Genomic DNA, 24684 nt, shown 5'->3' on the forward strand with positions numbered 1-24684 from the left:
GTTCCGGGCGGAGTTTGCCATGCCGGTCTACACAGTTCATGCGCCTCGCGGCGCCGGCCCTGAGCCGTTTTCAGCGACGGACAGGTTCGAGTTCGTGCGCGATGGATTCCATCTATGGGCGTTCCTCGCCGGCCTGATCTGGCTGATCTATCATCGGCTGTGGTGGGCGCTGCTCGGCTATGTCGTGCTGTCGGTCGCAGGCGAAGTCGCATTGTCGCTGCTGAAGGTCGATATCGGGGCGCGCTTTATCGTGATGCTGCTGTTTGCGCTGCTGATGGGCTTCGAGGCCGCCAGCCTGCGACGCTGGACTCTGTCGCGCGGCAAGTGGCGTCAGCTCGATGTGGTCGTCGCCGATAACAAGGATGCCGCCGAGCGCCGCTTCTTCGATCGCTGGACGACGCAGCACCACACCGTCAACGACCAGTGGGCGAGCGATCGTGGCGGTCCGCCGCCGACGCGTCACATGCCCCGCCAAGCATTCTCGCGTCCGCCGTCTCCGGCGCAAAACGACATCGTCGGGTTATTCCCGCAACCGGGAGTGACACGGTGAGCGTTGCCATTATCGATTACGGCTCCGGTAATCTGCACTCGGCGGCAAAGGCGTTCGAGCGCGCCGCGCGCAGTATGGATGTGCCGGAGAAAATCATCGTCACGCGCGATCCAGAAGCCGTGTTTCGCGCCGATCGCATCGTGCTGCCCGGCGTCGGCGCCTTTGCGGATTGCCGTAAGGGACTGGATTCGCTGGACGGCATGGTCGAGGCCATGACCGAAGCGGTGCGCGACAAGGCCAGACCTTTTTTCGGCATCTGTGTCGGCATGCAGCTGATGGCGACCAGGGGCAAGGAGCACGTCACGACCGACGGGCTGGGCTGGATCGCCGGCGATGTCGAGAAGATCAAGCCTCGCGAAGAAAATCTGAAGATCCCGCATATGGGATGGAATACGCTCGATATGGTGCGAGAGCATGCTGTGCTGGAGCGCCTGCCGCTTGGGCCGAAGGGCCGCCACGCCTATTTCGTGCATTCCTATCACTTGAATGCGGTCAACGAGGCCGATGTGCTGGCGCGCGCCGACTACGGCGGTCCCATCACCGCCATCGTCGGCAAGGACACCGCGATCGGTACGCAATTTCATCCCGAAAAGAGCCAGCGCTTTGGGTTGGCCCTGATTTCGAACTTTCTGAAGTGGAAGCCGTGATTCTCTTTCCCGCCATCGATCTGAAGAACGGCCAGTGCGTTCGCCTCGAACAGGGCGACATGGCGCGCGCCACTGTGTTCAACCTCAATCCCGCAGCTCAGGCGCGCGACTTCGAGACGCAAGGCTTCGAATATCTCCATGTCGTCGATCTCGACGGCGCCTTTGCTGGCAAGCCGGTGAATGCGCAGGCGGTGGAAGAGATGCTGAAGGTCGTCAAGATGCCGGTGCAGCTCGGCGGCGGCATTCGCGATCTCAAGACCGTCGAAGCCTGGCTCTCCAAGGGCATCACCCGCGTCATCATCGGCACAGCTGCGGTGCGCGATCCCGCTCTAGTGAAGGAAGCGGCGAAGAAATTCTCTGGCAAGGTCGCCGTCGGCCTCGATGCGCGCGATGGCAAGGTTGCCGTCGAAGGCTGGGCCGAGACCTCGACTGTCACCGCACTGGAAATCGCGCAGCGCTTTGAAGACGCCGGCGTTGCCGCCATCATCTTCACCGACATTGCGCGCGATGGTCTCCTCAAGGGTATCAATTGGGATGCGACCATTGCGCTGGCCGACTCGATTTCAATTCCGGTGATCGCCTCGGGCGGCCTCGCCTCCATCGATGATATCAAGGCCATGCTTGAGCCACGCGCTGCGAAGCTCGAAGGCGCGATCTCAGGCCGTGCACTGTATGACGGGCGGATTGATCCGGCCGAGGCGCTGTCGCTGATCAAGCAGTCACGGGCGGCATAGGAGCTGGTATGTTCAAGGTGCGCGTGATCCCCTGCCTCGACGTCAAGGACGGACGCGTGGTGAAGGGCGTCAACTTCGTCGACCTGCGCGATGCCGGCGATCCCGTCGAGGCGGCGATTGCCTATGACGCCGCGGGCGCCGATGAGCTCACTTTCCTCGACATCAACGCCACCCACGAGAACCGCGGCACCATGATGGACGTGGTCCGCCGCACCGCAGAAGCCTGTTTCATGCCGCTGACGGTCGGCGGCGGCGTGCGCACGGTGGACGATATCAAGACGCTGCTGCGCGCCGGTGCCGACAAAGTCTCGATCAATTCGGCCGCGGTGGCCAATCGCCAGTTCGTCAAGGAAGCCGCCGAGAAATTCGGCGACCAGTGCATCGTGGTCGCGATCGACGCCAAGCGATCCGGCTCGCGTTGGGAGATCTTTACCCACGGTGGCCGCAAGTCCACGGGCATCGATGCCATCGAATTCGCCCAGGAGGTCGTCTCGTTGGGCGCCGGTGAAATCCTGCTCACCTCGATGGATCGCGACGGCACCCGCTCCGGCTTCGATATCGAGCTGACCCGGGCCATCGCCGACAGCGTCGGGGTACCGGTCATTGCCTCGGGCGGCGTCGGTAATCTCGATCATCTGGTCGAAGGTATCAGGAGCGGTCACGCCACTGCGGTTCTGGCGGCCTCGATTTTTCACTTCGGGGAATTTACCATTCGCGAGGCCAAGGACCATATGGTGCGGGCCGGACTACCGATGCGGCTCGACCCCTAGGGTCACTCGACCCGTAAGTCAAAGTCTGGCAGGAGTCCGCGCTGCCCAGCCAACAAGGCGCCGAAATGGCTTTTACGCTTCACGATCTCGCCGATACCATTGACGCCCGCGCGGCAGCGGGTGGCGACGCGTCCTATACGCGCAAGCTGCTCGACAAGGGCGCGGAGCATTGCGCCAAGAAGTTCGGTGAGGAAGCGGTCGAGACCGTGATCGCGGCAGTCGAGAACGATCGCACCAATCTGATCAATGAAAGTGCCGACCTGCTGTTTCATCTGCTGGTGCTTCTGAAGGCGCGCGGCGTGACGATTCAGGAAGTCGAGACGGCGCTAGGTCAGCGCACGTCGCAATCCGGACTGCAAGAGAAGGCTTCGCGCCAGAGCGAGTAACAGCGTCGATCATAACGGGGACCGCTTCATGGATGTGCGGGCAGACCAACAATATAATCCCTATCGGACTTTCTCGCGCGAGCAGTGGGCGAAGCTGCGCGACGATACGCCGATGACGCTGGAGGCCGGCGAGATAGCCGCCCTGCGTTCGATGTATGATCGCCTCGATCTGCGCGAGGTCGAAGAGATTTATCTGCCGCTGTCCCGCCTGCTCTCGATCTATGTCACGGCAACGCAACGGCTGTATTACGCACAGCGCAAATTTCTGGGTATCGAAGACCGCAAGATGCCCTACATCATCGGCGTAGCCGGCTCGGTGGCCGTGGGCAAGTCGACCACTGCGCGCGTGCTGCAGGCGCTGCTGGCGCGCTGGTCGCCGCGGCCGAAGGTCGATCTCGTGACGACGGACGGGTTTCTGTATCCGAATGCAGTGCTCGAGCGCGAAGGCATCATGCAGAAGAAGGGCTTTCCCGAGAGCTACGATCTGCCGACGCTGCTGCAGTTTCTCAGTGACATCAAAGCCGGTCGCAATGCCGTCCGCGCGCCGGTCTATTCGCATCTCACCTACGACGTGGTTCCAAACAAGTGGGTCGAGGTCGACCAGCCCGACATCCTGATCGTCGAAGGCGTCAACGTGCTGCAGACCGGGCGTCTGCCGCGCGACGGCAAGGCGGTACCTGTGGTCTCCGACTTCTTCGATTTCTCGGTTTACATCGATGCGGACGAGCCGGTTCTGCGCGACTGGTATGTGAGACGGTTTCTGGCGCTGCGCGACACTGCGTTCCACGATCCGCGGTCATACTTCAATCGCTACGCGCTGTTGTCGGACGAAGAAGCGACGGCGACTGCGTTGGCGATCTGGGAACGGACGAACCTAGCCAATCTCGAAGACAATATCCTTCCGACGCGGCCGCGTGCGACGCTGATCCTGAAAAAGGGCGCGGACCACGTGGTGGAGAACGTTGCGCTACGTCGGCTGTAGACGATCACGCTGCGTGACGTGAGGCGTCCGTGCTGAAGTGCTCGATGTAGCGGGCGCCGATCGACGTTACAGGCATCACGATCAGGACGTCGGTGGTGCCGAACTGATGATCGATCACGGCGCCGTCGCCGATCATGGCGCCGATTCGCAGATATCCCTTGATCAGCGGCGGCAACGCACGAAGTGCCGCCTTGGTGTCGATGGCATCCGCGGCCATCCGGTTCATCTCGACATAGCGCGACGGATGCGCGCGGGCGCGCCAGGCTTCGGGTGCGCGCGCATTGTGGTGCAGGAACGACAGCGGCAATGCCAGACGATCCGGATCGGTGCCTTCAAAGCTGGCACAACCGATCATGACGTCGAACTTGTTCTGGCGCACATAGCTCCAGATGCCCTGCCATAACAACTCGACGGTGCGCTTGTTGCGGTAGCGCGGCAGCACGCAGGAGCGACCGAGTTCGAGAAAGCGCAGACCCGCATGGCGCTCGATCATCCCCGACAGATCGAATTCGCTATCGGTATAAAAGCCCCCGTTCTGCATGGCTGCCTCATGGCGTAGCAGGCGATAGGTGCCGACCACTGGCTGCTTGCCGGATAGCGTAGGCTTCGCGTCGTGATCGACGACGAGAAGGTGATCGCAGATCTTGTCGAATGCATCCTTGTCGCGGCGTGCGAGCATGGTGGCGGCGTCGGCGATCGCAGTGCCGTTCTTGTAGAATACCTTATAGCGCAGACGCTGCGCGCGCTTCACGTCGCGCTTGTCCTGCGCGAGGCGAACTTCGAGCGGACCCATCCGGCCCAACGAACCGGTGGTAGCCGGAATGCCGTTGGCGGGATGAAGATGCAGCGGCGGCTTGAACCAGGTGATCGCAGTCTGTGCGGCGGCGCTCATGTTCTGGGGCCGCAACATCTGCATGAAACCCTGTTTCGGTCGCACCAGTTCGTTGCCGTGCATGGCCATCCCCAACTCAATCGCCTTGTGCCGCAGGCATCACGCGAATCATCGATGCGGCCTATCCGCACCAGACATCACGAGCGCTCAACAGCCGTGTGACGGACGTGTTGCGGAGGTGTGACAGCGACATTGAGAGTGGAGCTAGGCGGCGATATGCCGCGAGGCAGCAAGTCCCTTGAGGGCTTCGGCGAGTTTGTCGCGGTCCAGCGGCTTCATCAGGAAGCCATCCATGCCGGCCTCGAAACAGGCGTAGCGATCTTCCACCAGCGCGTTGGCTGTGAGGGCGAGGATCGGCGTACGCCTGACGCGCTGGCCGGCCTCGCGCGCGCGAATGCGTTTGGTGGTCTCAATGCCGTCGAGCTTCGGCATCTGGATATCCATCAGGACGAGATCGTAAGGCGTGCCTGCGGAATCCGAGGCCAGCCAGGATTCCAGCGCCTCATTGCCATTGGTGGTCACGACCGGCTTGTGGCCCAGCCGCGTCAGCAGTGAGCGCATCAGCAGCGCGTTGATCTCATTGTCTTCGGCAACGAGGATCGACAGACTGGGCCCCGTCGCCAGCGCCAATCCCGGCGTGGCAGGTTCACGCTCGAGCAGATCATCGGGGGCGATCGCTGGCGAATCGGTCTGCAGGGTCAGGCGCGCAGCGAGCGAGGCCGCACGCAGCGGCTTCACCAGATAGCCGGTGAAGGCGCTCGGTGCCGTGGGCTGCAACTCATGTCGCATTGCCGGGGTAAACAGCACGATCCGTCGTAGCGCGTGCGGAATTGCGGCGTCCGCGAGGTGTTCGGCGGCGTCAGCACCAAGGGCGCGATCGATCATGACAGCATGCCACGACCGTTCGGGCAGCAGTGCTTGTGCGACGGCAATATCCGATACGGTGCAGGTCTGTGCCCCCCAGCGCCCGAGCCGCAAGGCCATCAAGGAGGCTTCGATGGTTTGCGGCGCCACCAGCATCACCGAAAGGCCAGAGAGATCGGGCGCCATGAAGGTCGCCGTACCGCTGTCGGACGCGGCGAGCGGGATCGACACTTCGAATGTCGAGCCGGCGCCGAGTTCGCTCTGCAGCGTGATACGGCCGTTCATGCGCTTGACGATGCGCTCGCTGATGCTGAGGCCGAGACCCGTTCCGCCGTAGTGGCGCGCAGTGCCCTCGTCTGCCTGCTCGAATTCGCGGAAGATGCGCTCCTGCGCCTCGGGTGCGATGCCGATGCCGGTATCTCGCACCAGGAAAGAGATTTCGTTTGGCCAGATGCCCGGTTCGACGATCAGGGCCACGCCGCCGGTGGCCGTGAACTTGATGGCATTCCCCGCGAGATTGAGCAGCACCTGACGCAGCCGCGCCGCATCGCCCATCACTTGCAGCGGCAGCCGCTCGTCGACATAGGCCGCGATTTCGAGATTGCGGGCCTGCGCGCGCGGCGCCAGCAGTTCGGTGATGTCCTCGATCAATCCGGCCAGTGCAAACGGCCGGTGTTCAAGATCGATCTTGCCGGCTTCGATCTTGGAGTAATCGAGCAGCTCCTCGATGAGTGACAGCAGCGCATCGCCGGAGGTCTTCACAGCCTTGGCGTAAGTGGCCTGTTCGGGCGTCAGTGTCGTATCGAGCAGCAAGCCGCTCATGCCGAGAATGCCGTTCAGCGGCGTGCGGATTTCATGGGACGCCATGGCGAGGAAACGCGACTTGGCGCTGTTGGCGGCATTGGCATGGTCGCGCGCTTCACTGAGGGCGCGTTCGGTCTGGGTGCGGTCGGTGACATCGCGGCCGACACTCTGCAATTCGGCGGGCTGTCCGGCGTCGATCCGCACCAGACCTTCGCGCCAGGCGATCCAGCGCGGGCCGGTCGCCGTGGCGATCTTCTGATCGTGCATGCTGGTACCGTTGGGCTCGTTGGCGATGTCGCCCTGCTCCAGCACTGTGAGTTCGAAGCGACTGCCGATCAATGCCTCGCGCGGTCGTTCCGCCAGCGCACAATAGGCATCATTGACGAAGGTGATGCAGCCTTCAGTGTTGCGGATCACGATCAGGTCGCCCTGCGCTTCGAACAGGCTGCGCGCGCGCTCTTCGGCTTCCTTCAATTCCCAGTTCCGGTCGACCAGGGCTTCGTTATGTGCAGCCAGCTTGCGCATCCGCTTGCCCATCAAGCGCATGCGGATGCTCATGGTGGCCAGGGCGACGCAGGCCAGCGCGAACAGGAAGCTGGCGCCGATTGCAAAGGCGTGCGGGTCGTAACCTGAGTCTTTCGACGTCGAGCCGGAGATGAAGCCGTAGGCGCCCCCGAAGGCAGCCGAGAACATCACGAGGGAGCGGATGATGAAAGCAAGCCATGGAAAACGGCGCGCAAAGCGCCGGAAATAGACCTTGATCCGGAAAACGCCCTTCGCCACAGATCAGTACTCCGGCTTGGTCACATCAAGGCTCGCGCCTGCACGCAAATACAGGCCGCGATCAGGCGATCGCGGATATCGGAGACAATGCGGGTATGTTGTTGCCAAGTGCTTGCCCTCGCCGCAGTTTTGAACTTGCCGGCGCAGACATGGTTGATGAAGCGTTAATCTGCGGCCTAGAGGCTGGTCGCTGCCATCCGTGCCGGGCTGCGACTGTGGGCGTTGACGATCAGCGCTGCCGCATCGCGCGCCGTGAAGCTGTGTGACTTCACGAAGATCCGGTAGTCGGCGTCCCCCTGTTCCGACAAATAGATGACGGGCTCCGAACGCGCGGATGTGTTGGCAATGCCGATGAAGCGCGTAGCGGCCGTGACGGAACAGGCGTCGGGTTCCGCTGCGTTGACATCATCGAGCACGACGAAGTCGGCGGTCTCGGCGCTGTCGACGATCTGCACACGGACGGTCGCCTGCAGGGGATCGCTGGTGAAGCTGACATGCGATTGCGCCTGCCAGGGCATGGTGGCGATCTGGATGGTGGTTTCACTGGTGGAGATGCAAGGACGTGTACCGGTCACGAAATCGCCGCGGGTGAGAAAAGCCGCTACAGCCAAGGGAATCGTCGAGGCTAAAATCTTGAAACGCAACATGACACGGTACTCGCCCTGGCCCCGTAACGCGGGGTTATGGTGAGCAGAGCGTAAACAAAACTCGTTACTATCGCGTTGACGTCCACATCCGGCGGGATGACGTGGAGACGTCACGCCGCGCGGCGCACATCCTCAGCCAGCGCGCGGTAAGACAATGCCTCGGCCAGATGCAGCCGACCGATTTTTTCTGCGCCGTCGAGATCCGCCAGCGTCCGCGCTACGCGCAGCACGCGATGATAGCCGCGCGCGGTTAGCCGCATCGTTTCGGCGGCATCGCGCAACAATGTCAGTCCTTGGGCATCCGGCTGCGCGACCGTTTCCAGCACAGAGGCGGGCGCGGAAGCATTGGTGTGGGTGCCCGGCAATCCCGCAGCAGCATAGCGCACGGTCTGCAGATCGCGCGCGGCGGCGACACGCGCCGCGACTTCAGCGGAACCTTCCGACGGCGGCGGCAGAATGAGATCCGACGCGGTGACGGCCGGCACTTCGATGCGCAGATCGATGCGGTCCATCAGGGGGCCGGAGATGCGCGCCTGATAATCGGAGGTGCAGCGATCGATGTGGCCGCGCTTGCAGGAGAAGCCCGGTTCGAACGCGTGACCGCAGCGGCACGGATTCATCGCAGCAACCAGCATGAAACGCGCCGGATAAGTGACGCGGTGATTGGCACGTGACACCGCGACTTCGCCATTCTCCAGCGGCGCGCGCAGCGAATCGAGCACGCGCGGATCGAACTCCGGCAGTTCATCGAGAAACAGAACGCCCTGATGCGCCAGTGAAATCTCACCTGGTCGCGCGCGCAGGCCGCCGCCTGTGAGCGCCGCCATGCTGGCGGAATGATGCGGCGCGCGGAATGGCCGGCGTGCGGTGAGCGCTCCGTCCTTGATTTCGCCGGCCACCGAAGCGATCATCGAGACTTCGAGGAGTTCCGCCGGTGATAGCGGCGGCAGAATCGATGGCAGCCGTGCCGCCAGCATGGATTTGCCCGATCCCGGACTTCCGGCCATCAGCAGGTGATGCCCGCCGGCGGCAGCGATCTCCAGCGCGCGCTTGGCACTTTCCTGTCCCTTGATGTCGCGCAGATCCAGCATGGATTCCTCGCGCGCGTGAATCTTCGGTTGGGGCCGCGACAGAACCTGTGTGCCCTTGAAGTGATTGGCGATCTGGATCAGCGAGGTTGCCGCGATGATCTGGATGTCCGGGCTGGCCCAGGCGGCCTCCGCGCCGCAGGCAGCCGGACAGATGAGGCCTTCATCGCGTGCATTGGCGCCGATGGCAGCGGGCAGCACACCGGCCACAGGCGCGAGCGAGCCATCGAGGCCGAGTTCGCCGAGCACGGTGAAACCACTCAGGGCATCCGCCGGAATCGCGCCGATCGCCGCCATCAGTCCGAGCGCAATCGGCAGATCGTAATGGCTGCCTTCCTTCGGCAAATCGGCGGGCGCGAGATTGACGATGATCCGCCGTGCCGGCAGAGCAAGACCCGAGGCGACCAGCGCGGCACGGACCCGTTCGCGCGCTTCGGACACCGCCTTGTCAGGCAGGCCGACGATCAGGAAATTCGGCAGACCGGGCACGACCTGAACCTGCACGTCGACCGCGCGGGCCTCGATCCCCTCAAAGGCTACGGTGGAAACACGTTGAACCATGCCGCCCTCATTCGGGATGAGAACTTAACTTAAGGTTGTCTCAATTTCAAGAACAATCAGTGAACGAATGGTAGCAATAAAGTATGCTGATTTTGGCTGAAGTCGGCCACTGGCGTAGGAAATCTTAAACACGTCATGCAAAACATCCTATCAAGAGCTCCGAGACGAAGACCGGGTGCCCGCAGAATGTCAGATCGCTTGTCGAAGCCGCCAGACGCTCCGGATGACGCCGACCTGATCGCTGCGCTGAGGGCGCAGATCGAAGCCCAACAAGTCATTATCGACGAGCAAGCTGCTTCGCTGGCGCATAGCCGGAAAATCTTCGATCGCTCCTCGGCCGCCGCGCGAATCGGCGTCTGGGAATGTGACCTTTCCGATGAATCGCTGGTCTGGACTGATGTGGTTTATGACATCTTCGATCTGCCGCGGGGCTCGACGCCGCTTCGCGGAGAGACACTCGCTTGCTATCCTGAAGAATCCGTCAGGGAACTGACGAAGCGGCGCACCAAGGCCATCGAGGATCGCACAGGCTTCAGCCTCGATGCGGAAATCATCAGCTTCAAGGGCAACCGGCGCTGGATTAGGATCACGGCTACCGTCGAGTCCGTCGACGGCGTTGCCGTCCGCATCTTCGGCATGAAGCAGGATATCACGGAAGAGAAGATTCTGGCTGACCGTAACCGCTATCTCGCCGAATTCGATACGCTGACCGGGCTCGCCAATCGCAGCCAGTTTCAAACCAGGCTGTCGCTGTTCGATGCAGCATCGGCCAGCAAGGCAAAACCGTTCGGCGCGCTGTTGCTGATCGATCTGGACGAATTCAAGCCGGTCAATGACTGCTTCGGCCACGCAGCCGGCGACACCTGTCTCACTGTCGTGGCAAATCGTATCCGCAACATTTGCGCGGGCGCGGAACTGGTCGCGCGCCTCGGCGGCGATGAATTCGCGGTTCTGCTGGGGCCCCACGCACAATTCGAGGAAGCCTCCGAGACGGCGCGCGCCATCGTCGCGCAGTTGGGCCTGCCGATCGATCATCGCGGACAGCAACTGCGGGTCGGCGCATCGGTTGGCATCGCTTTGGCGGACAATTGCACGTCATCGCAACTGGCGGCCATGGCCGACTCGGCGCTCTATGCGGCGAAGGATGCCGGCCGCGGGACGTTCCGGATCTACAAGCGCGGTGCAGAGCGACGCGCACGGGACACGTCATCGGCTGCGTAACGATAGGGTCGGTGTGGAATTCCTGCGGCGGCAAGTGTCTCAAGTTCGCCGCAGGAAAGTCGAAAGATGTCCGCTAGAGATTCATCACCATCGGCTCGGCGATGTAGCGGAAGCCGTCGCCTGATTTCACCACATGGCCATAGCCCGGCCACGCGAAGTGATAGGACATCACAGCGGTCTTGTTGGCTGCGAGCATGTCGAGCATCTTCACCCGCGTTGCCGCTGCCATCTTCGGATCGGAGTCATAGGCGAACTCCATCCGTGGCTTCTCCAGTAGCAACACCTGATGATGGGTAAGATCGCCGAGGAATGCGAAGGACTTTCCGTCCGATTGGATCATGAACATGTGGTGGCCGAACGTATGACCGGGCGCATGCATGGCAGTGACGCCCGGCAGGAACTCCTGGCCGTCCTTGTAGAACACCAGGCGGTCGCGCACCGGCAGCAGGTTCTTGCGCGCATGGACGATGAAGTCCTTGAGCGGCGAACCGAGTTTGCCTTCGTCGGTCCAGAACTTGAAGTCTTCCTCGCTGAGATAGACCTGCGCGTTCGGAAATAGCGGCTTGTCGTTGGCATCGACGATCCCGCCGATATGATCGATATGGGCGTGTGAACACACCACGGCATCGATATCGCCGGGCTTGATGCCCGCTTCGGCCATGCTTTTCTGCAGGCGGCCTGTGGTGTTGCCGAACAATTGCGACGTGCCCATGCCGGTATCGAACAGGATGAGTTTGTCACCCATGTTGACGATCGGGGCGTTCTGTTCGAGCACGACGTTGCCGCTGCTGAGGAAATTATCCGTCAGCATTTTCTGCACGTCCTCCTTGGGTACGCCGACGAACGTGCCGGAGGGATCGCCGAGCGGCAAAGGTCCGTCGGAGACAACGGTGACTTCGGCGCTGCCCAGCATGAAACGATGGAAGTAGGGTGCCTGCGTGCCGAGCTTTGGCGCCTTGGCCGATGCGCTGCCGATCAGGCCGGGAGCGAGGAGATTTGCGCCCAGACCTGCGCCGAGTGCGAGCAGGGACCTTCGCGAAACTTCTGAAGTCATGCGTTTCTCCACTGATATGCTTTTGCTTGCCGCCACATGTGGCGGGCCGCCCGATTGGCCGGGCCTGCATCGGCATGCTGCGCTTGCCGACCATGACTGGCAAGCAAAAGCAGCAAGCGGAGAATTGCGATAAATGGAATTCAAACTGCTGCGTCAATGATTGACGCAGCGCAGCGAATGACGTGGCGGAGTTTACTTCCGCTTCGCTTCGATCACGTCCCAGACGCGCGCCGCCACATCCGGTCCACCAAGCTTGGCGATGGCGCGGATGCCCGTGGGGGATGTGACGTTGATCTCGGTGAGGTTACCGTCGATCACATCGATGCCGACGAACAGCAGACCGAGGTCGCGCAGCGCCGGTCCGACGCGTTCGCAGATCTCGCGCTCGCGCGGCGAGAGTTCGGTGGCCTTGGCGGCGCCGCCGCGTACCATGTTGGAGCGCAAATCGTCTTCAGCCGGCACGCGGTTCACGGCACCAGCGAATTCGCCGTCGATCAGGATGATGCGTTTGTCGCCATGTTTCACTTCGGGAAGGAAGCGCTGGATCACCCACTGCTCCTTGAAGGTGACGGAGAACAGATCGTAGAGCGAACCGAAATTCATGTCCTGCGGCAGCACGCGAAACACCGCCGCGCCGCCATGGCCGTGCAGCGGCTTCATCACCACGGCGCCATGCTCGGTACGGAACGCGTTGATCTCATCCTTGTCGCGCGAGATCAGCGTCGGTGGCATCAGGTCCGAGAAACCCATCACGAAAATCTTCTCCGGCGCATTGCGCACCGAGGCCGGGTCATTGACCACCAGCGTCTTCGGATGGATGCGCTCAAGAAGATGTGTCGAGGTGATGTAAGCGAGATCGAAGGGCGGATCCTGCCGCAGCAGCACCACGTCGAAGGATTCCATATTGGTGCGGACGGGGGCGCCGAGGGTGAAGTAATCGCCCTCGACGTCGCGCACCGACAGCGACTGTACCGGCGCCACCACGTCATTGCCGCGCAGCGAGAGCTTGTCCGGGGTGTAATAGGATAGTTTGTGGCCGCGCTTCTGGGCTTCCAGCAGCATCGCGAAGGTCGAGTCGCCCTTGTGATTGATGCGCGCGATGGGGTCCATCTGGACGGCGACGTTCAAGGTCATGCTGGGGGTCCGGAATTGTGATCAGGAAGGCGAAAACTCAGGTACTGGCATCGAATGCCGCTAACAGATGGCGTGGCAAATGTCTCGGCGCAATCAGTACGACGTCAAAACGCAGATCGAATTCCGCATGTTCGGGATGCGTCATCAGCCAGGCCTGAGCGGCATCCATGATTCGGGCCTGCTGGCGCGGCGTCACGGCATAGGCGGCTTCGTCCAGGCTGGCGCGGGCCTTTACCTCGATAAAGGCGACCAGGCTGCGCTTCCTGGCGACGATATCGATCTCGCCATGCGGGGTGCGAAAGCGGCGGGCCAGGATCCGATAGCCCTTGGCCAGCAACAAAGCTGCGGCGCGGCTTTCGGCGGAGAGGCCGGTATTGAACGCGGCGACGCGTTCCGGCGCGGCCGGCTTGGCAGCGGGCGTCGGGGCAGAGACGTTGTCAGTCTTCGCCATCGCCGGAGTCCTTGTGAATCTCCTTGGCCAGTTCCAGCGCGCGGGCATAGACGGCGCGGCGCGGCCGCCCGGACAGCTCAACGGCATGAGCGACGGCATCCTTGACGCTGTCGCGCTGCAACGAGCTGCGCAGCAGGGCATCAAGATCGTCTTCGGTCATCGCCTGTGCATCGGCAGCCGGCGGCCCGATGACCAGTACGAATTCGCCGCGGGTCTCAAGCCCATCGGCTTCCTTGGCCAGATCGGCAATCGCTCCGCGATTGACCTCTTCGTGCATCTTGGTGAGTTCCCGGCAGATCGCGGCGTCGCGGTTGCCCATGATGTCGGCGAGATCGGCCAGCGTGTCCTGCACGCGGTTGCCAGAGTCGAACATCACCAGCGTGGCGTCGATGGCGGCAAGCTCCGTCAGTCGTGACCGGCGCGCCATCTGCCGCGAGGGCAAAAAGCCCTCGAAGAAAAAGCGATCGGTCGGCAGCGCCGAGACGGCCAGCGCGGCCAGTACCGAGGACGGGCCCGGCAATGAAATGACACTGAAGCCGGCGGCGGTCACTTCGCGCACAAGCTTGAAGCCCGGATCGGAGATCAGCGGCGTGCCGGCATCCGACACCAGCGCGATGGACGCGCCTTGTGCCAGCTTCTCGAGGATCTTCGGCCGCGCCTGTTCGGCATTGTGCTCGTGATATTGCTTGAGCGTGCCGGAAATCCCGTAGCGCTCGGTGAGCCGGCGGGTGATGCGGGTGTCTTCACAGGCGATGATGTCGACCCCGGCCAGGGTCTCCAGCGCGCGCAGGGTGATGTCACCGAGATTGCCGATCGGCGTGGCCACAAGATGCAGCCCGGGAACAGCTTTCGGTGCCATGAGCAGGTGACCTGAGACCGTGAAGGTCCGGGCCGATGGCGCCGCGGCGTCCGCAGGCGATGAGGATAAGGGTGTTGCGCGCATGGCGACAATGTAGAGCGAATTGCGCCAAAGGGGGACAGCCGTTTTTCGACGTTTGGCTGTGGTTCATTCCCGTCGTGCTAATCTGCCCGCGGTGACCGGGTAAGGCCGAGCATAAAGCTTTTGTTTTGGTTAACTTATTGCCGACAATATGTCTGAATCCGCGCCTCACACTATATGGTGGGTGATGAGGCGGGCCGATGTGATGCGGCCGAAAGAAGAGAAGTGATGGCGGATCCGTTCGACCCCAAATCCGGGACCAAGGGCGCGACTTCCGGCGCGACACGGCGGGCCGCTGTCGGCCTGCTGCTGGGTGCGCCGCTGCTCGGAGCATGCGCGGGTGTGCAATCGACGCTGACCAATGCGTTTGGCACCGGCCCGGCTGCACCGTCAGGTCCGCCCGCTGGAGCGGCGCAGCAGTCGCAAGCCATCGGCACCGGGGGCACGAAAGTCGGGCTGATCCTGCCGCTGTCGGCTTCGGGCAATGCCGGCGTCGCCGCACAGTCGATGAAGAACGCCGCCGAAATGGCGCTCGCCGAATTCCAGAATCCCAGCATTCAACTGCTGATCAAGGACGACAATGGCAGCGCGCAGGGCGCGCAGCAGGCGGCCCAGCAGGCGCTCGACGAAGGCTCCGAAATCATTCTCGGGCCGCTCTTCGCGCTCTCGGTACCGGCCACCGCGCAGCTGACACGCGCGCGCAATGTGCCGGTGATCGCGTTCTCAACCGATTCCAGCGTCGCCGGTCGTGGTGTTTATTTGCTCAGTTTCCTGCCTGAGTCGGACGTCAATCGCATCGTCGATTACGCCGCAGGCACGGGCAAGCGCTCCTTTGCGGCGATGCTGCCCGAGAATGCCTATGGCAATGTCGTCGAGGTCGCGTTCAAACAGGCCGTCGCGCGCAAGGGTGGCCGCGTCGTCGCCTTCGAGCGCTATGGGGCGGATCGCTCCAGCGCAGCACGCAATATCGCAGCGTCGCTCACCGGCGCAGATGCGCTGTTTATTGCCGACGATGGCGATGCGGTCGTCGCGACAGCCGATGCCCTGACCGCGGCGGGCGCCAATCTGCGCAATGTGCAATTGCTCGGTACGGGCCTGTGGGACAATCCACGCGTCTTCAACAGCGCGGCGTTGCAGGGTGGGCTCTATGCCGCGCCGGATCCTGCAGGGTTCCGTGCCTTCGCCGGCCGTTATCGCGCGAAATATGGCAACGATCCCGTGCGCACCGCGACGCTTGCTTACGATGCGGTGGCGCTGGTCGCCGCTTTGGCACGCACCCAGGGCGGACAGCGCTTCGCGCCTGAAACGCTCACCAATCCATCCGGCTTTGCCGGCATCGATGGCCTGTTCCGGTTCCGCAGCGATGGCGGCAACGATCGCGGCCTCGCCGTGATGAAAGTCGCATCGGGTGGCGGTCAGGCGGTGGCCGGATCGCCGAAGAGCTTCGGCGCGTAGGTTTTACGCCGCCAGATCTGCCACGACTGCATCGAGCACGGGGAATCCCTCCTGCGTCACCCGCAGGCGTCCGTTCTGTTCGACGACGATGGCGCCTTCCTCGCGCAGGATCTGGATGCGCTTCTCATCCAGCGCGCGGCCGGACAGCATCTGATAGCGGGCAGGATCGATGCCCTCAGCGAGGCGCAGGCCCATCAGCAGATATTCGTCGGCGCGTTCTTCGCTGTTGAGCAATTCATCCGATGTTACGCCGTGGCCGTTGTCTTCGACGCGCATCACCCAGGCTTCCGGACGCTTCTCGGTGGCGATGGCATGGCGGACACCGTCGATGTCGAGACGGCCGTGGGCGCCGGGACCTATGCCGGCATATTCCTGGCCGCGCCAATAGACGAGGTTGTGTTTGCACTCCGCGCCGGGGCGGGCGTGATTTGAAATCTCGTAGAACGGCAGGCCCTGCTGCGCGCAGACCTCCTGCGTCACATCATAAAGCGTGCGTGCGAGGCCTTCGTCGGGTGTCTTCAGTTTGCCGGCGGCGTGCAATCCGAAAAACGGCGTGCCTTCCTCGATGGTCAGCTGATACAGCGACAGATGTTCGGCGGCTTCCGAGATCGCGAGCTTGAGTTCATCGGTCCACATCTGCGGCGTTTGATCGGGGCGCGCATAGATCAGATCGAATGAGTACCGTTCGAATGCACTGCGCGCGATGGCGACGGCATCGAGCGCTTCACGCGCCGTATGCAAACGTCCGAGCGACTTCAGCGACGCATCGTCGAGCGCCTGGACGCCGAGTGACACGCGGTTGACGCCGGCCTCGCGATAGCCGCGAAAGCGCGTCGCTTCGACGGAGGTCGGGTTGGCTTCGAGGGAGACTTCGACGTCGGAGGCGACGTTCCAGTATTTTCCGATCGAATCCAGAATCGCGCCGACGGTTTGCGGCTGCATCAGCGACGGCGTGCCGCCACCAAGAAAGATCGATGTCACCGTGCGCCCCGGCGTGCGGGCCGCCGTGGTTTCGATCTCGCGTGCGAATGCGCGCGCGAAACGCACTTCATCGATCGCGTGATGACGGACATGGCTGTTGAAGTCGCAATACGGACACTTCGACAGACAGAAGGGCCAGTGCACATAGACGCCGAACGCGTCTTGCTGTGCGTCAGCGGGGTTCAAGGCAGATCTCCGCGAGTTTCACGAAGGCCCTGGCGCGATGCGACAGGCCTTCACCGAGTGGTGGCAACCCGTGCTTCTCGACCGCGGTCATTTCGCCATAGGTGCGGGTGTGACCATCGGGCAGGAATGTTGGATCGTAGCCGAAGCCGGCGGTGCCGCGCGGCGGCCAGACCAGCGTGCCATGCGCATGCGCTTCGACTTCCTCGAGATGACCGTCGGGCCACGCCACGCAGAGTGCCGAGACGAAATGCGCGGTGCGCTTGTCAGGCGTCGTCGCGCCGCGCTCCTGCAGCAGGCGCTCGATGCGCGCCATCGCGCCGGTGAAGTCCTTGGATTCGCCGGCCCAGCGCGCCGAGAGGATGCCGGGCGCGCCGTCGAGGGCATCGACGACGAGGCCGGAATCATCCGCGAAGGCCGGCAGTTGCGCGACATTGGCCGCAGCGATCGCCTTGATGGCGGCATTGGCTTTGAAGGTGTCGCCGGTCTCGTCGGGCTCCGCGAGGTCGAGTTCGCCGGCCGACACCGCTTCGATGCCGTAGGGGGCCAGAAGATCGCGCATCTCGGCAAGCTTGCCGGGATTGTGGGTGGCGATGACGAGCTTCCCAGTGATTCGACGATGTTGAGTCATGATGAAGTATAGTCCGGTAATAGAACTCCGTCATGGCCGGGCTTGTCCCGGCCATCCACGTTTTTGCTCGCGACTCAGGCGTGGATGCCCGGCATTCGCCGGGCATGACGGCCTTGGTTTTAAGCGATCGCCATCTTCTGCAATTCGACCAGACGGCCGACGCCCGTCTGCGCCAGTGCCATCAGTTTCAGGAACTCATCCTGCGTGAACGGCGTCTTCTCGGCGGTGCCCTGCACCTCGATAATGCGGCCGTCGCCGGTCATCACGAAATTGGCGTCGGTGTCGGCTTCGGAATCTTCGGCATAATCGAGATCGAGCACCGGGGTGCCCTGATAGATGCCGCAGGAAATCGCCGCGATATTGTCGCGCAGCACGTTGCCGCCGCCGTTCTTGAACATGTTGCGGTTCTTCATCCAGCCAATGCAGTCGGCCAGCGCGACCCAGGCGCCGGTAATCGAGGCCGTGCGGGTACCGCCATCGGCCTGGATCACGTCGCAATCGATGGTGATCTGGCGTTCGCCGAGCGCTTCGAGGTCGACGGCAGCGCGGAGCGAGCGGCCGATCAGGCGCTGGATCTCGACGGTGCGGCCGCCCTGCTTGCCGGATGCGGCTTCGCGGCGGGTGCGTTCGAGCGTGGCACGGGGCAGCATGCCGTATTCGGCGGTGACCCAGCCGCGGCCCTGGCCCTTGAGCCATGGCGGCAGGCGCTCTTCCAGCGTTGCGGTGACCAGCACGTGGGTGTCGCCGAATTTCACCATGCAGGAGCCCTCGGCATATTTGACCACGCCGCGTTCCAGCGACACGGCGCGCAGTTCATCGGGCGCACGACGGCTTGGCCGCATGAGAAAATCCTTCCAAATGTCCAGAGAAAGCCTGTTCGCGGTGCTTTTAGGGGCGACGGAGCGCAGCGGCAAGGGCAGGGCAGGTTCCACAATCGCAATGGTGCTTGTATCCGGCCCGCCGGAGCGACAGATTAGGTCCGCAAGGAGTTGCCTGTGGCCCACCACGATCCGATCGGCCTGATTTCGCCGCATGCCGGGCTCGCCCAGCTCAATGAGCGGTCGCGCGAGATCTTCCGGCAGATCGTCGAAAGCTATCTCGCCACCGGCGAACCTGTCGGTTCGCGCAATATTTCACGCCTGATCACGGTTCCGCTGTCGCCGGCTTCGGTCCGCAACGTCATGTCGGACCTGGAGCAGCTTGGCCTCATTTACGCCCCGCATACCTCTGCCGGGCGGCTGCCTACTGAACTCGGACTGCGGTTTTTCGTCGATGCCTTGATGCAGGTTGGCGATCTCACCGAACCCGAGCGGCAGTCGATCCAGCAGCAGCTGTCCTCGGTCGGTCGCTCGCAGACCGTGGAAGCGGCGCTTGGCGAGGCGCTGACGCAGCTGTCCGGCCTGACCCGCGCCGCGGCGGTCGTTTTGACCGCCAAGTCCAATGTGCGGCTGAAACACATCGAATTCGTTCGTCTGGAACCCGAAAAGGCCCTGGTCGTGCTGGTGGCCGAGGATGGCCAGGTCGAAAACCGCGTGCTGACCCTGCCGCCCGGCGTGCCGTCATCGGCGCTGAACGAGGCCTCGAATTTCCTCAATGCCCGGATTCGCGGCCGAACGCTGGCCGAGGCTCGGTTGGAGCTGGAAACCGCGCTGACCCAGAACCAGATCGAGCTCGACCAACTGACCCAGAAGGTGATCGCCGCCGGTATTGCCAGCTGGTCGGGCGGCGACAAGGACGATCGGCAGCTGATCGTGCGCGGCCAGGCCAATCTGCTGGAGGACCTTCATGCACTGGAGGATCTTGAGCGCGTTCGCCTCCTGTTCGACGACCTCGAAGCCAAGCGCGAGGTGATTGATCTTCTCGGCCGGGCGGAAAATGCCGAAGGCGTGCGCATCTTCATTGGCTCGGAAAACAAGCTGTTCTCGCTGTCGGGCTCGTCGACGATCATTGCACCCTATAGCGACGGCGCGGGCCATATCGTCGGTGTTCTCGGTGTCATCGGACCGACACGTTTGAACTACGCGCGGGTGATTCCGATGGTGGATTATGCCGCGCGTATCGTCAGTCGCATGCTCGGCGGCTAACGGATCGGCCAATTCCGGCCGGTTGCGCTTGATTTTCGGCGCTCAAACCCCGATATCCCGCTCAGCAATCCCACCATTTTGGCGTGTTTTTGAGAAGGCAGCGTGATGACTGATTCCAATGGGCAGAACGACAATCAGGACAAGACGGCAGCGGCCGCCGATCCGGTGGTCTCCAAGCCCTACATCATGCCGGACGATCCGGAACCGAATTCGGTTGAGGCCCTGACCAAGGAAGCCGCGGACGCGCGGGACAAGATGCTGCGCACGCTGGCGGAGATGGAAAACCTGCGCAAGCGGACCCAAAAGGAAATCGCCGACGGCCGAACTTATGCGATCGCCAATTTCGCGCGTGAAGTGCTCGATATCGCCGACAGCCTGCAGCGAGCCCTCGATGCGGTGCCTGCCGATACCAAGGCTGCAGCGGATCCGGGTCTGAAGGCCTTGCTCGAAGGTGTGGAGCTTACCGAGCGCTCGCTGCTCAACACGCTGGAAAAGAACGGCGTGAAGAAGTTCGATCCGTCGGGTGAGAAGTTCGATCCGAACTTCCAGCAGGCGATGTACGAAGTGCCCGATGCCTCGGTGCCCGCGGGCACCGTCGTTCAGGTCGTGCAGGCCGGCTACACGATCGGCGAGCGCGTGCTGCGCCCGGCGCTGGTCGGCGTGTCAAAGGGCGGCGCCAAGACGGCGCCGGTTTCGGAGTAAGCGCAGGGTGGGCAAAGGCGCACTTGCGCCGTGCCCACCATTCTCACAGTGAATGTAGCAGGGTGGGCACGCTTGCTTTGCCCGCCCTGCAAGATCAAGCGGCCAGATCGCCCGACTGAATCCGCTTCACGCCGGCCTTGTTCATGTCGGCCCAGGCCTTGGCGAGCGAGCCCTGCGTGTCGATCCCGCGGCAGGCATCCTCGATCACATAGACATCGAAACCCGCTTTTCGCGCATCGAGGGCGGACCACGCAACACAGAAGTCGGTGGCGAGGCCGGCGATGAACACGCGCTGTAATTTGCGGGCTTTCAGATAGGCGGCGAGACCGGTGGTGGTCTTGCCGTCGGCCTCGGTGAAGGCCGAATAGCTGTCGACGTCCTTGTTGAAGCCCTTGCGCAGGATCAGCTCGGTATGCGGGATCGCGAGATCCTTCGAGAGGGCGGCCCCGTCCGTGCCCTGCACGCAGTGATCCGGCCACAGCACCTGCTTGCCGTATTTCACCTCAAGGGTTTCGAACGGCTTCTTGCCGCTGTGGCTGGACGCGAATGAGATATGGCCCGGTGTGTGCCAGTCCTGCGTCATCACCACGTCGGCAAATTTCCTGGCGATGCCGTTGATGACCGGCACGACCTTATCGCCGTCTTTCACAGCCAGACTACCGCCCGGCAGGAAGCAGTTCTGCACGTCGATCACCAGCAACACGGATGTACGATCGAGGCTGACCTTGCCGGCGGCGGATAGTGTTTTGGGAGCTAGGCTGGTCATGGCTACGGCTCCAAGCCCTCCGAGAATTTGACGTCTGTCGAGCATCGCGAAACTCCCCATAGCGGATTGACCCAGCAAATCAGGTCACAGGGAAGTCGTAAAGCGGGCCGTGAGCCCGGCCGGCTCCAGTCTTCAGCGCGGCTCGATACCGTCGCGCACAGCACGGAAGCGCGGAAACGCCTTGGCCCAATCGTCGCGCGGTGCGCTGGCAATGATGCGCATCGTAACCTTGCCGCCGCCAAAGCGCAGCCACTGCACCACGCTGACCGGCGTGTTGTTCTTGCCGCTGACGGCATCGATGCGGGTCTCCCAGCCGGCCACGCCGTCGATGCGCTGCGGCTCCGACATGGTGATGCGGCCCTCGCGCAAACCCGGAATCGCGCCTGCGGCCTGCTGGGCAAACCGGCCGCGGTCGTCGGGCTTTTCCGGTGCCGAGGCCAGGCTGCCGATCACCATGAAAGGATTTGTCTCGATGCTGTTCTCGTCAGTCGAGTCGGCCAGCAAAAGGGCCGCGCCGGGGGCGAGCGTACGGACGGTCTTGAAGTCGCTCATTTCCGAGATCTTGAACGGCATCAGGCCGAGCTGTTCTGCCAGTGGTACTTCCTTGCGCACCACGGCGGATGCGAGCATCTGGCGCACCGCGTCGTCGGTATAGATCTTCTGGGCGTTTTCCGGGACCTGCACGGCCACATAGCCCGAGAAAGTTCCGCCGCCGCCGACGATCATCGAATAACGCCTGACATTGCCGGTGGCGTCCTTGGCATTCTCGATTGTGTAGAAGGCCTTTCCGGCCGTGGTCTCGATGCTTTCCGGCTTCGCGACCATGCCTGCCGGATTGGCCTTGAACGCCGTCTCGACCTCGTTGAAGGCGGCGGCCGGCAATTCGGTCACGAGCACTTTGACGCCCTGATCGGAGGTCTCGAAACCGACAAAGGTCTTTGCCGGGGCGAGGCCGACCAGCGGGGCCAGACCCACGCGGACGCCCGGCGGGAAGATCGGGTCGGCCGCAAAAGCGGGACTGAAGGCGGCCGAAATGGCGGTCAGCATGGTCAGAGCGAACAGGGGCGCAGCATGTTTCATGAAAAATCTACTGGGTTTGCATTGAGGCTGTTCGATGGTGCCGGGCTCCGGCCTTGGTCGCCGCGCGCCGGCCGGAAGGGGCTTTCACGGTTGCCCTGTTCCGCCAACAGATCAAGCCATAAATCCGTTCCCGGCGGGGGCCGCGCCCATCCGCCGCGTCTTGGCGAAACAACTGCCAAGGGACTGTTTCACCAAATATTAATTTCGCGCACTGGTCGTGTTTTCATGGGTCCGGAGTGTGCCAGATGCCTTGCGGCCACCACCCCCCCTCCTATATGAGGCCTACCGTCGCAATATCGCGAATAGTTGATGTTTGGGGGTTGGGAGCGGGGTGCCGTCAGGGCCCAGCCAACCTGCCGCAGAAAAAGGATATGAGAGCATGGGAAAGGTCATCGGTATCGACCTCGGTACGACGAATTCCTGCGTCGCCGTTATGGATGGCAAAACGCCGAAGGTCATCGAGAACGCAGAAGGCATGCGGACCACGCCGTCCATCGTGGCTTTTACCGATGATGGCGAGCGCCTCGTCGGTCAGCCGGCCAAGCGCCAGGCCGTTACCAATCCCGAGCGCACCATTTTCGCGGTGAAGCGCCTGATCGGCCGCCGTTATGACGATCCGACCGTCGAGAAGGACAAGAAGCTCGTCCCTTACAAGATTGCCAAGGCTGGCAATGGCGATGCCTGGGTCGAAGTCGATGGCAAAACCTATTCGCCCTCGCAGATCTCCGCCTTCACGCTGCAGAAGATGAAGGAGACCGCGGAGGCTCATCTCGGCCAGAAGGTCGAGCAAGCCGTCATCACCGTGCCCGCCTACTTCAACGACGCCCAGCGTCAGGCCACCAAGGATGCCGGCAAGATCGCCGGCCTCGAAGTGCTGCGCATCATCAACGAGCCGACCGCGGCTGCGCTGGCTTACGGCCTCGACAAGTCGAAGTCCGGCACCATCGCAGTGTACGACCTCGGCGGCGGCACCTTCGACGTCTCGATCCTCGAGATCGGCGACGGCGTGTTCGAAGTGAAGTCCACCAACGGCGACACGTTCCTCGGCGGTGAAGACTTCGACATGCGTCTGGTCGGCTACCTCGCCGACGAGTTCAAGAAGGAGCAGGGCATTGACCTGCGCAACGACAAGCTGGCTCTGCAGCGCCTGAAGGAAGCTGCCGAAAAGGCGAAGATCGAGCTGTCGTCGACCACCCAGACCGAAATCAACCTGCCGTTCATCACGGCGGATGCCTCCGGTCCGAAGCATCTGACGCTGAAGCTGACCCGCGCGAAGTTCGAAGCGCTGGTCGACGATCTTGTGCAGAAGACCATCGAGCCTTGCCGCAAGGCGCTCAAGGATGCCGGGCTCACCGCCGGTGAAATTGGCGAAGTGGTTCTGGTCGGTGGCATGATCCGCATGCCGAAGATCCAGGAAGTCGTGAAGCAGTTCTTCGGCAAGGAGCCCCACAAGGGCGTGAACCCGGACGAAGTCGTGGCCATCGGCGCCGCCATTCAGGCCGGCGTGCTGCAGGGCGACGTCAAGGACGTGCTGCTGCTCGACGTGACCCCGCTGTCGCTGGGCATCGAGACGCTGGGTGGCGTGTTCACCCGCATTATCGAGCGTAACACCACGATCCCGACCAAGAAGAGCCAGGTGTTCTCGACGGCCGAAGATAACCAGAACGCCGTCACCATCCGGGTCTTCCAGGGTGAGCGCGAAATGGCGGCTGACAATAAGCCGCTCGGCCAGTTCGACCTGATGGGCATTCCGCCGGCTCCGCGCGGCATGCCGCAGGTCGAGGTGACCTTCGACATCGACGCCAACGGCATCGTCAACGTGTCCGCGAAGGACAAGGCGACCAACAAGGAACAGCAGATCCGGATCCAGGCATCCGGCGGTCTGTCCGAGTCCGACATCCAGAAGATGGTCAAGGACGCCGAAGCCAACGCGGCCGAAGACAAGAAGCGTCGTGAAGCCGTCGACGCCAAGAACCACGGCGATGCACTGGTGCATTCGACCGAGAAGGCTCTGAGCGAGCATGGCGACAAGGTTGGTGAGTCCGAGCGCCGCGCCATCGAGGATGCCATGAGCGACCTCAAGGAAGCGCTGAAGGGTGACGATGCCGAGGCCATCAAGGCCAAGACCAACACGCTGGCGCAGGCTTCCATGAAGCTCGGCGAAGCGATGTACACCCAGCAGGCTGAGGCTGACGCCAAGCGCGATGCTGAAAAGGATGACGTGGTCGACGCCGAATTCACGGAAGTCGACGACGACAAGCCGAAGAAGTCGGCCTGATAGGCGAGCAGAACAA

At 62.7% G+C, this 24684-nt stretch carries 24 protein-coding genes; 11 read left to right on the plus strand and 13 right to left on the minus strand.

The window, feature by feature from the left end; all coding sequences use genetic code 11:
- The first annotated feature begins 19 nt into the window (after nt 1–19).
- From AC1RLZ_RS16145 to coaA, 6 genes are all read left to right on the plus strand, one after another.
- Nucleotides 20–550: a DUF2628 domain-containing protein gene (locus AC1RLZ_RS16145; RefSeq protein WP_493189426.1), complete on the plus strand. Its 531-nt coding sequence runs from the start codon at nt 20–22 to the stop codon at nt 548–550.
- Nucleotides 547–1197: an imidazole glycerol phosphate synthase subunit HisH gene (gene hisH / locus AC1RLZ_RS16150; protein ID WP_371423414.1), complete on the plus strand. Its 651-nt coding sequence runs from the start codon at nt 547–549 to the stop codon at nt 1195–1197. Before AC1RLZ_RS16145 ends, hisH begins: the two co-directional genes overlap by 4 nt.
- Nucleotides 1194–1931 carry a 1-(5-phosphoribosyl)-5-[(5-phosphoribosylamino)methylideneamino]imidazole-4-carboxamide isomerase gene (gene hisA, locus AC1RLZ_RS16155; RefSeq protein WP_493189427.1) on the plus strand — a complete coding sequence of 246 codons (738 nt, stop codon included), beginning with the start codon at nt 1194–1196 and terminating at the stop codon, nt 1929–1931. The genes hisH and hisA overlap by 4 nt, the downstream gene beginning before the upstream one ends.
- An 8-nt stretch (nt 1932–1939) precedes the next feature.
- Nucleotides 1940–2701 (plus strand): imidazole glycerol phosphate synthase subunit HisF, encoded by a 762-nt coding sequence (gene hisF / locus AC1RLZ_RS16160; RefSeq protein WP_371423416.1) that lies wholly within the window; start codon nt 1940–1942, stop codon nt 2699–2701.
- Between the two features lie 65 nt (nt 2702–2766).
- On the plus strand, nt 2767–3087 hold the full coding sequence (locus tag AC1RLZ_RS16165) for a phosphoribosyl-ATP diphosphatase (protein WP_493189428.1): 321 nt from the start codon (nt 2767–2769) through the stop codon (nt 3085–3087).
- Between the two features lie 28 nt (nt 3088–3115).
- Nucleotides 3116–4069: a type I pantothenate kinase gene (coaA, locus tag AC1RLZ_RS16170; RefSeq protein WP_371423418.1), complete on the plus strand. Its 954-nt coding sequence runs from the start codon at nt 3116–3118 to the stop codon at nt 4067–4069.
- Nucleotides 4070–4073: 4 nt separating this feature from the next.
- Here the strand turns inward: coaA and olsB are convergent, their stop codons facing one another.
- The 4 genes from olsB to AC1RLZ_RS16190 form a co-directional block, all read right to left on the minus strand.
- Nucleotides 4074–5024 carry a l-ornithine N(alpha)-acyltransferase gene (olsB, locus tag AC1RLZ_RS16175; RefSeq protein ID WP_493189530.1) on the minus strand — a complete coding sequence of 317 codons (951 nt, stop codon included), beginning with the start codon at nt 5022–5024 and terminating at the stop codon, nt 4074–4076.
- Between the two features lie 141 nt (nt 5025–5165).
- A complete protein-coding gene (locus AC1RLZ_RS16180) occupies nt 5166–7412 on the minus strand; it encodes an ATP-binding protein (RefSeq protein WP_493189429.1) in 2247 nt (748 codons plus the stop codon).
- Between the two features lie 176 nt (nt 7413–7588).
- The gene (locus tag AC1RLZ_RS16185; protein ID WP_493189430.1) at nt 7589–8059 is read right to left on the minus strand and encodes a hypothetical protein; all 471 of its coding nucleotides are present in this window, start codon (nt 8057–8059) and stop codon (nt 7589–7591) included.
- A 110-nt stretch (nt 8060–8169) separates the two neighbouring features.
- Nucleotides 8170–9708, minus strand: coding sequence for a YifB family Mg chelatase-like AAA ATPase (locus AC1RLZ_RS16190; protein ID WP_493189431.1), 1539 nt, complete (start codon nt 9706–9708; stop codon nt 8170–8172).
- Between the two features lie 186 nt (nt 9709–9894).
- On the opposite strand from AC1RLZ_RS16190, the gene AC1RLZ_RS16195 reads away from it, so the two are divergent.
- Nucleotides 9895–10929 (plus strand): diguanylate cyclase domain-containing protein, encoded by a 1035-nt coding sequence (locus AC1RLZ_RS16195; RefSeq protein WP_493189432.1) that lies wholly within the window; start codon nt 9895–9897, stop codon nt 10927–10929.
- A gap of 73 nt (nt 10930–11002) precedes the next feature.
- Here the strand turns inward: AC1RLZ_RS16195 and AC1RLZ_RS16200 are convergent, their stop codons facing one another.
- From AC1RLZ_RS16200 to rsmI, 4 genes are all read right to left on the minus strand, one after another.
- Nucleotides 11003–11983 carry an MBL fold metallo-hydrolase gene (locus AC1RLZ_RS16200; RefSeq protein WP_493189433.1) on the minus strand — a complete coding sequence of 327 codons (981 nt, stop codon included), beginning with the start codon at nt 11981–11983 and terminating at the stop codon, nt 11003–11005.
- A 192-nt stretch (nt 11984–12175) separates the two neighbouring features.
- Nucleotides 12176–13117: a glutathione synthase gene (gshB, locus tag AC1RLZ_RS16205; RefSeq protein ID WP_493189434.1), complete on the minus strand. Its 942-nt coding sequence runs from the start codon at nt 13115–13117 to the stop codon at nt 12176–12178.
- A 37-nt stretch (nt 13118–13154) separates the two neighbouring features.
- Entirely contained in the window at nt 13155–13568 is a 414-nt protein-coding gene (locus AC1RLZ_RS16210) for a YraN family protein (protein ID WP_493189435.1), read from the minus strand.
- Nucleotides 13555–14511, minus strand: a complete 957-nt coding sequence (gene rsmI, locus AC1RLZ_RS16215) for a 16S rRNA (cytidine(1402)-2'-O)-methyltransferase (RefSeq protein WP_493189436.1) — start codon at nt 14509–14511, stop codon at nt 13555–13557. The genes AC1RLZ_RS16210 and rsmI overlap by 14 nt, the downstream gene beginning before the upstream one ends.
- A 225-nt stretch (nt 14512–14736) precedes the next feature.
- Between rsmI and AC1RLZ_RS16220 the strand changes: the two genes are divergently transcribed.
- Complete coding sequence (locus AC1RLZ_RS16220) at nt 14737–15963, plus strand: penicillin-binding protein activator (protein WP_493189437.1); 1227 nt, start codon at nt 14737–14739, stop codon at nt 15961–15963.
- Between the two features lie 3 nt (nt 15964–15966).
- Here the strand turns inward: AC1RLZ_RS16220 and hemW are convergent, their stop codons facing one another.
- From hemW to rph, 3 genes are all read right to left on the minus strand, one after another.
- On the minus strand, nt 15967–17130 hold the full coding sequence (gene hemW, locus AC1RLZ_RS16225) for a radical SAM family heme chaperone HemW (protein WP_493189438.1): 1164 nt from the start codon (nt 17128–17130) through the stop codon (nt 15967–15969).
- Nucleotides 17117–17758: an RdgB/HAM1 family non-canonical purine NTP pyrophosphatase gene (gene rdgB / locus AC1RLZ_RS16230; RefSeq protein ID WP_493189439.1), complete on the minus strand. Its 642-nt coding sequence runs from the start codon at nt 17756–17758 to the stop codon at nt 17117–17119. Before rdgB ends, hemW begins: the two co-directional genes overlap by 14 nt.
- 119 nt (nt 17759–17877) lie before the next feature.
- Complete coding sequence (rph, locus tag AC1RLZ_RS16235) at nt 17878–18600, minus strand: ribonuclease PH (protein WP_371423430.1); 723 nt, start codon at nt 18598–18600, stop codon at nt 17878–17880.
- Nucleotides 18601–18753: 153 nt separating this feature from the next.
- Here rph and hrcA point away from each other — a divergent pair, with 153 nt between their 5' ends.
- Nucleotides 18754–19842: a heat-inducible transcriptional repressor HrcA gene (gene hrcA / locus AC1RLZ_RS16240; RefSeq protein ID WP_371423431.1), complete on the plus strand. Its 1089-nt coding sequence runs from the start codon at nt 18754–18756 to the stop codon at nt 19840–19842.
- A gap of 105 nt (nt 19843–19947) precedes the next feature.
- Nucleotides 19948–20544 (plus strand): nucleotide exchange factor GrpE, encoded by a 597-nt coding sequence (gene grpE, locus AC1RLZ_RS16245; protein WP_371423432.1) that lies wholly within the window; start codon nt 19948–19950, stop codon nt 20542–20544.
- Between the two features lie 94 nt (nt 20545–20638).
- Here the strand turns inward: grpE and pncA are convergent, their stop codons facing one another.
- A complete protein-coding gene (gene pncA, locus AC1RLZ_RS16250) occupies nt 20639–21355 on the minus strand; it encodes a bifunctional nicotinamidase/pyrazinamidase (RefSeq protein ID WP_493189440.1) in 717 nt (238 codons plus the stop codon).
- Nucleotides 21356–21442: 87 nt separating this feature from the next.
- Nucleotides 21443–22357, minus strand: a complete 915-nt coding sequence (locus AC1RLZ_RS16255) for a hypothetical protein (protein WP_493189531.1) — start codon at nt 22355–22357, stop codon at nt 21443–21445.
- A gap of 412 nt (nt 22358–22769) precedes the next feature.
- Between AC1RLZ_RS16255 and dnaK the strand changes: the two genes are divergently transcribed.
- Entirely contained in the window at nt 22770–24668 is a 1899-nt protein-coding gene (gene dnaK / locus AC1RLZ_RS16260) for a molecular chaperone DnaK (protein WP_493189441.1), read from the plus strand.
- The last annotated feature ends 16 nt before the right edge of the window (nt 24669–24684 follow it).

The organism is Tardiphaga sp. GW822-FHT04G09, from assembly GCF_058800725.1.